This window comes from Mesobacillus sp. (assembly GCF_049588175.1).
Lineage (GTDB): Bacteria > Bacillota > Bacilli > Bacillales > Cytobacillaceae > Mesobacillus.
In genome coordinates this window covers 1-6465 of sequence record NZ_JBAVFI010000482.1, presented here as the reverse complement: position 1 = coordinate 6465, position 6465 = coordinate 1, and the positions used below count along the sequence as shown (strand labels likewise).

General features: G+C 39.2%; 5 protein-coding genes and 1 pseudogene. All 6 read right to left on the bottom strand.

Annotated elements, in window-relative coordinates; genetic code table 11:
• A pseudogene (locus WB217_RS11780) lies at positions 1–310 on the bottom strand (DUF4349 domain-containing protein); the annotation flags it as partial.
• A gap of 401 nt (positions 311–711) precedes the next feature.
• Positions 712–2529, bottom strand: coding sequence for an ABC transporter ATP-binding protein (locus tag WB217_RS11775; protein ID WP_423993417.1), 1818 nt, complete (start codon positions 2527–2529; stop codon positions 712–714).
• A 51-nt stretch (positions 2530–2580) separates the two neighbouring features.
• Positions 2581–4329, bottom strand: a complete 1749-nt coding sequence (locus WB217_RS11770; protein ID WP_423993416.1) for an ABC transporter ATP-binding protein — start codon at positions 4327–4329, stop codon at positions 2581–2583.
• A gap of 359 nt (positions 4330–4688) precedes the next feature.
• On the bottom strand, positions 4689–5144 hold the full coding sequence (locus WB217_RS11765; RefSeq protein WP_423993415.1) for a TlpA family protein disulfide reductase: 456 nt from the start codon (positions 5142–5144) through the stop codon (positions 4689–4691).
• Between the two features lie 110 nt (positions 5145–5254).
• The gene (locus WB217_RS11760; RefSeq protein WP_251478023.1) at positions 5255–5797 is read right to left on the bottom strand and encodes a peroxiredoxin; all 543 of its coding nucleotides are present in this window, start codon (positions 5795–5797) and stop codon (positions 5255–5257) included.
• A gap of 412 nt (positions 5798–6209) precedes the next feature.
• Positions 6210–6465: M20/M25/M40 family metallo-hydrolase (locus WB217_RS11755; protein ID WP_423993414.1), on the bottom strand; the 256-nt coding region annotated here is incomplete at its 5' end.

The following is a 6465-nucleotide window of genomic DNA, read 5'->3' as shown; positions in this document are numbered from 1 at the left end:
GTTCTAGGGCATTGCGTGCCTTTTCAAAGTTTTTGACTCTTAAATTCAATTCTGCATTATAGATGACCATACGTTCCACAGCGGCTTCGGCAGCATTCGATTTCGCTTTTTCTTTATCAGATGCAATATTTTCTGCGGCCGAGTCTTCTTCTCCTTCAGAGAATGAAACATCATTTTTCTCAGAATTATCCATGGATTCCGTTTTGGCACCCATATCACTGCTAGATTTACTTTCGTCTGACATCCCACCGCTGCAGCCTGCAAGCAAGAGAATAAATAATAGAATGACTGACAGTATCTGTTTCGACACCAAAATGCCCCCTTTATTTAAAGCTATTTTAGAAATAGACGGTATTATTACAGAAATGTTACAGTGCTGGAAAATAAAATACCTTTAGTTACCTTATCTGTTTATGCCCACTTTAATAAAAACAGTTTTTACCCTTTAACACAGCAAAAAAAAGCCTTCATATAGAAGGCTCAAGGCTGTAGACAAACTCGGAAGATAAAGTTTGTATGTATCTTTTTATTTAGTGTTTATTTATAAAATTAGTCTGTTGATTTTCGTTCCAGGCGCTTCGCTTTCCGCGGGCGGCCCGGGGAGCCTCACGCAATAGTCTACGCGCCTTCCATTCCAATCAACAGGGTTTCAATATCCGATTGGTGGTGTGTATAATTTTCGACAAACGGAAGACGTTATAAAAAGGCTTTTTAAACTGCATCCAGCATATTAAATTGTGCCTGGACAAGATTGTAATATTCTCCTTTTTGATCCATAAGTTCTTCATGATTGCCCTTTTCAATGACAAGCCCATTTTCAAGAACGAAAATATTATCTGCTTCCCGGATTGTTGACAGTCTGTGAGCGATAATAATCGCGGTTCGTTCTTTTAATAGAGTCTTCAGGGCATTTTGGATTCTCATCTCAGTTTTTGTATCAATGCTAGCCGTTGCTTCATCCATTATGAGAATTTTCGGATTCGCCAGCAATGCCCTAGCAAAGGAAAGAAGCTGCCTTTCTCCTACAGAAAGAATGTTGCCCCTCTCTTCTACCTCTGTCTGAAAACCGTTAGGAAGCTTCTCAATAAAATCAGATGCACCAACTGCATTAGCTGCAGCCTTCACCTCTTCATCAGTAGCCTCCGGCCTGCCAAAACGGATATTATCGTATATTGTCCCTGAAAAAATGAATGTATCCTGTAATACGATACTGATGTGCTTCCTCAGACTGCTGAGAGAAACATTCTTTAAATCATGTCCGTCAACCAACACCCTGCCTGCAGTAGGATCATAAAAGCGGCTGATTAAGTTGGCGATCGTCGTCTTTCCTGAACCTGTATGACCTACAAGAGCAACTGTCTGGCCTGCCTTTATCTCAAGGTTTATTCCTTTTAGGGCAATCCTCTTATTGTCATATGAGAATACAGCCTTTTCAAAATTAATTTCGCCTCTGAGGTCATTTAATTCTACAGGGTTATCTGCTTCTGATACAATCGGCTTCTCATCCAGGAATTCAAAGATTCTTTCAGAAGATGCCATTCCCATTAATAACTGGTTGTATACCTGGCCAAGCCTCGAGATAGGCTCCCAAAACATGCCTAAATAAAAGGCAAATGAAACGAATACACCAATTGATATTGTGCCGTTTTGAATCAGATGTGCACCGTACCAGATTAAAACAGCGGTCCCCAGTGCGTTTGTCAATTCTACCAGCGGCCTGAACATGGCGTTTTTCTGGGATGCTGACTTCCAGCTCTGGAATGTTTCATCATTGATTCCATCGAAGAAGGCCATGTTCTCTTTTTCCTGAGTAAAAGACTGGGTAACCCTGATTCCCTGTATGCTTTCATTTAAGTGTGAATTAAGCTTCGATTGTTTCAAACGGACATCTTGCCATGAACGCCTGATATTTTTTCTCAATTTCGTAGAAATCAAGAACATGATCGGCAAGATCACCATGATTGCCAGCGTTAATTGCGGACTTAAAGAAAACAGTATAAAGAAGATTCCAATCAGGAGAACCATATCCATTAGCAGATTGATGACTCCATTTGTGAACAATTCCTGTAGTGAGTTAATATCATTCATAATTCTTACCAAAATCGAACCAGCCGAACGCTGATCGAAGAAACGGTGCGACAGATTCTGGACATGGGTGAATAAGTGCTTACGCAAATCGTAAATGACGTTCTGCCCTAATTGATTCATCCAGCGTATCCTGAAAATATTTGCGATGTATGCAGCAGAATAAAGGCCGGCAATTAACGCCACGAGCCAGAATAACATGCTAGCATCTTTGTTTTTCACTGCACGGTCAAGAGTATATATCCCAATAAGGATAGGGATAACAAGCCTGACGGCAGTTGTAATGAGAACCATCGCAATAGACAATGGAACAAGCGATGCTTTATATGGAAGCATATAGCTGAAGAGCCTTGACATTTGCTTCCAATTAAAAGGCTTATCAATCACCTGGTCGGTTGAATATTGAAACCTTTTTAAAACCTGTGAATTACTTTTTTTGCTCAAAAACTTTCCCCCCTTGTTAACTCGGACGTTTCATAACTGATTCGAAGAGTTTTATCCTGTATGCGTGACCCTTTGACGGTCTTTAAATTGAATTTCATATATTTTTTGATACGTTCCGCCATTTTTTATTAATTGTTCATGGCTTCCCCGTTCAGCAATGGATCCATTTTCAAGCACAAGAATTTCATCGGCATGCTTCAAGGAAGAGATCCTGTGAGCAATGATAAATGTCGTTCTCCCTTTCATCACTTCCAGTAACGCTTTTTGAATTTTAAACTCCGTTTCCATATCCACTGCGCTTGTTGCGTCATCAAGTATCAAGATGCTTGGGTTAACACAGATTGCCCTGGCTATGGCAATCCTTTGCTTTTGGCCGCCGGACAGGCCCATTCCTCTCTCACCGAGGATAGTATCATATCCATCCGGAAGTTCCATTATGAAGCTGTGAGCCTGCGCCCGTTTTGCAGCATCCACAATTTCATCCATCGTTGCGTCTGGCTTGCCGTAAGAAATATTCGCTTTAATAGATGACGAAAAAAGAAAGGATTCCTGCAGTACAATACCAATATTACTTCGAAGCGAACGTAAGGAATAATCGTTGACATCCCGTCCATCAATTAAAACCTTACCCTCTACAGGCTCATAAAATCTCGTCATAAGCTGGGTAATGCTGGTCTTTCCAGAGCCAGTGGATCCAATCAAGCCAATGGTCTGCCCTGGTCGTGCTTTAAAGGAAATATCATATAGTGCTTCGTTTTCATCATTTCCATATCGAAGCGTTACGTTGCTAAATTGCACATCACCTGAAAGCTTTTCGGTTTCAATTGCTCCATCCTTATCTTCAATTTCGGCATCAGCTTCCAGGATTTCTAATAACCTTTCTCCAGAAGCTTTGGACTGCGAAAACAGATTAACAACGAAGCCAAGGTTCATGATTGGCCACATGATGTACCACACAAGGCTATAGAATGCTACAAGTTCGCCAGGCTTCAGGGAACCATTCATCACAAGGTATCCTCCATAACCAAGCAACAGGACCACACTAATATTCCCCAAGAACTCCATTAACGGAAAATACTTAGCCCAAATATCTGAAGTGAATAAGTATTTGTCTTTATATTCACCATTGGAATCATTGAATCTTCCAATCTCATAGCTCTCTCTTGACAGAGATTTTACCGTGTTGATGCCGCTGATGTTTTCCTGAACCTTTGTATTCAGTTTACCAAAGGATTTTCTTATTCCCCGGAATGCAGGATGAACCGCTTTATCAAACTTATAAACAACTACTGCAAGAAATGGCAAAGTCGCAAGAGTCACAAATGTTAATGAAATAGAATAATAGTACATGACCGAGAAGCTGATGCCAATTAACAGTACAAATCGTATCAGTTCAGAAATGCCGAAGCTCAGGAAAAAACGAAACCCTTCTACATCAGCAGTAAGCCGGGACATCAAATCACCAGTTTTGGCATTATCATAATACCTGAAAGATAGGAATTGTAATTTTTCATAAAGTGAATTTCTGAGTTTATAAACCGAATGGATACCAAAGAGATCACCAGTATATTGATAAATATAAGTGCAAACCCCTTTTACCACCATGAAACCGACAAAACCGGCAGCCAGAATCGGAATTAGTTCAAACCTGCCTCCCATGACTGCTTCATCAATCGTAAGCTGTAAAATCATTGGATAGATGACTGTAATAGCCGTTACAATCAGCATAAAAAAGATGGACCAAAAAAAATAATTTTTGTATGGCCAGTAATACGACTTCAATTTTTTGAATGTCTCCATTCATGTACCCCCTTTGGATCGAAGCTTCTTTCGATTTGATTTTAGCTGAAGCGAAAAACTGTGTAGCGACGTGCTTGTTGACCAGAGATATTAGGTTTCAAATTAAAATAAAACTGGATTTTATACAGTATGTATTTTACAAAGAGAGCTAAAAAGAAAAGCACGTATAAAATAATATATCGGGTTTCGAAATGTTTTTCCAGCTTTTTTCAAGAATTTTTTTATTTTTTTGTCAGTTCGAATTATCCGATATTTAATCATATCTCTTCTTAAATCAACAAAATCCTCAAAATTAACAATGAGCAATTAAATTTAAAACACAAAAAAGAGCCGAAGTTAATCGGCTCTCCATAAGGGTTTTATTCAGTCTTTTCCAATTCGTCCAGGACACGATTCACTCGCTTTTCAAGCATTTTCATGCCGCTTCCGCCAGCCTGGAAGTGTCTTAGTTTGCCATCCTTGTCAAAAACATAATATGCAGGAACATATTGATTTTCAAGTGCTTCTGTCAATTTGTGTTCGCTGTCTACAAAGATTGGCTGTGAAATGCTGTGCTCAGCTGCAACCTTCTTGATTTCTTCAAGGTTCAAGTCAGCCTCTGACCGTGGCATATGAACTGCAATCACGTTCAGCTTGTCTTTATAATTATCACGGAACTCATTGACCTGCGGCATTGCTTCCTTGCAAAGATGGCAGCTGATCGACCAGAAATGAATCAGTGTCGGCTTTTCTCCTACTAATTGCTCCCTTGTTACTTCACCATTTAGCCATTCTGTAGCGCCAGTCAGTTCCGGCATTGGTTCACGTAATTTCATAATGCACCCCTCTTATTAAAAATATATTAAAAGACATTGCTTTTCGTTATTAAGAAAAAGACCTAACTTTTGTTAGGTCTTTTAAATTATCGTTGTGTTTGACGCTGCTATTAAAGAGTAGCTTGTCCAGGCTTCCAGTTTGCAGGGCAAAGGCCGCCAGTTTGTAGTGCTTGAAGTACACGTAGTGTTTCATCAACATCACGGCCGATGTTGTTGTGGTTAACTACAGAGTACATTAATTCGCCTTCTGGGCTGATGATGTATAATCCGCGAAGTGCTACGCCTTCTTCTTCGATTAATACACCATATTCACGTGACACAACGTGATTAGTGTCAGCTGCTAATGGATATTTAAGATCTCCAAGTCCGTTTTCTTTGCGGTCTGTTTTAATCCAAGCAAGGTGAGTGTGGATTGTATCAGTTGATACGCCGATCACTTCTGCATCAAGGTCTTCGAACTCATCGTAACGGTCAGACATTGCTGTGATTTCAGTTGGGCATACAAAAGTGAAATCCATAGGATAGAAGAAAAGAACTGTCCACTTGTCGTTCTTCATGTTTTCTTCAAGGCTTACTTTTCCGAATTCCTTGTTTGCTAAAACTGCGTCCATTTCAAAGCGTGGTGCTTGTTTACCTACCATACGTTCTGGCATGTAAAATCCCTCCATTACAATAATTTTTTATTTACGATGCACCTTGGCACCTGTTAAAACCTATGTTTCTAAATATATCAGAATAATTGTTTGGAGTCAATCTTAAATTATAATTAATTTAAATAAGTATTAATTATAATTCCTGATTTTTGCCCCACCTTAAATGTTTTGCCCAAACTGTTATAAAATTAAACTGATTACACAGGTATGCAGTGAATTGGAAAATATAACTTATTCCGAATATTAGTTTAACATGTTTTTTAATTGGAACAAAATGATAAGCCTTAAGAAAACGGCTCTTTTAAATTAGTCTGTTGGTAGTAATCAGCTATGATTTTTAACATAGCCAACAAAATAAAAAAAGCAAGAGCATGCTTCTTCATTTAGCCCTCTTGCTTTTTTGTTCAGTCCTCTACTTGCTTTTGTATTCAATATAACTGCTCAACAACTCTATCGCTGTTCCAATTGCTTTTTCATCCGGGTTCAGTTTAGCGTGGTGTAGTCCATACCCCGAATCGACCCCAAGCCAGAACATGAATCCTGGAATATCCTTTAACATATAACCGAAATCTTCCCCTGTCATTGCCTCTCTGCAAACGATCATCTTAATATTCTCATTTGCTTCTGCAAAACTGATAAATTCGTTCGTTAATTCCTCATGATTATAA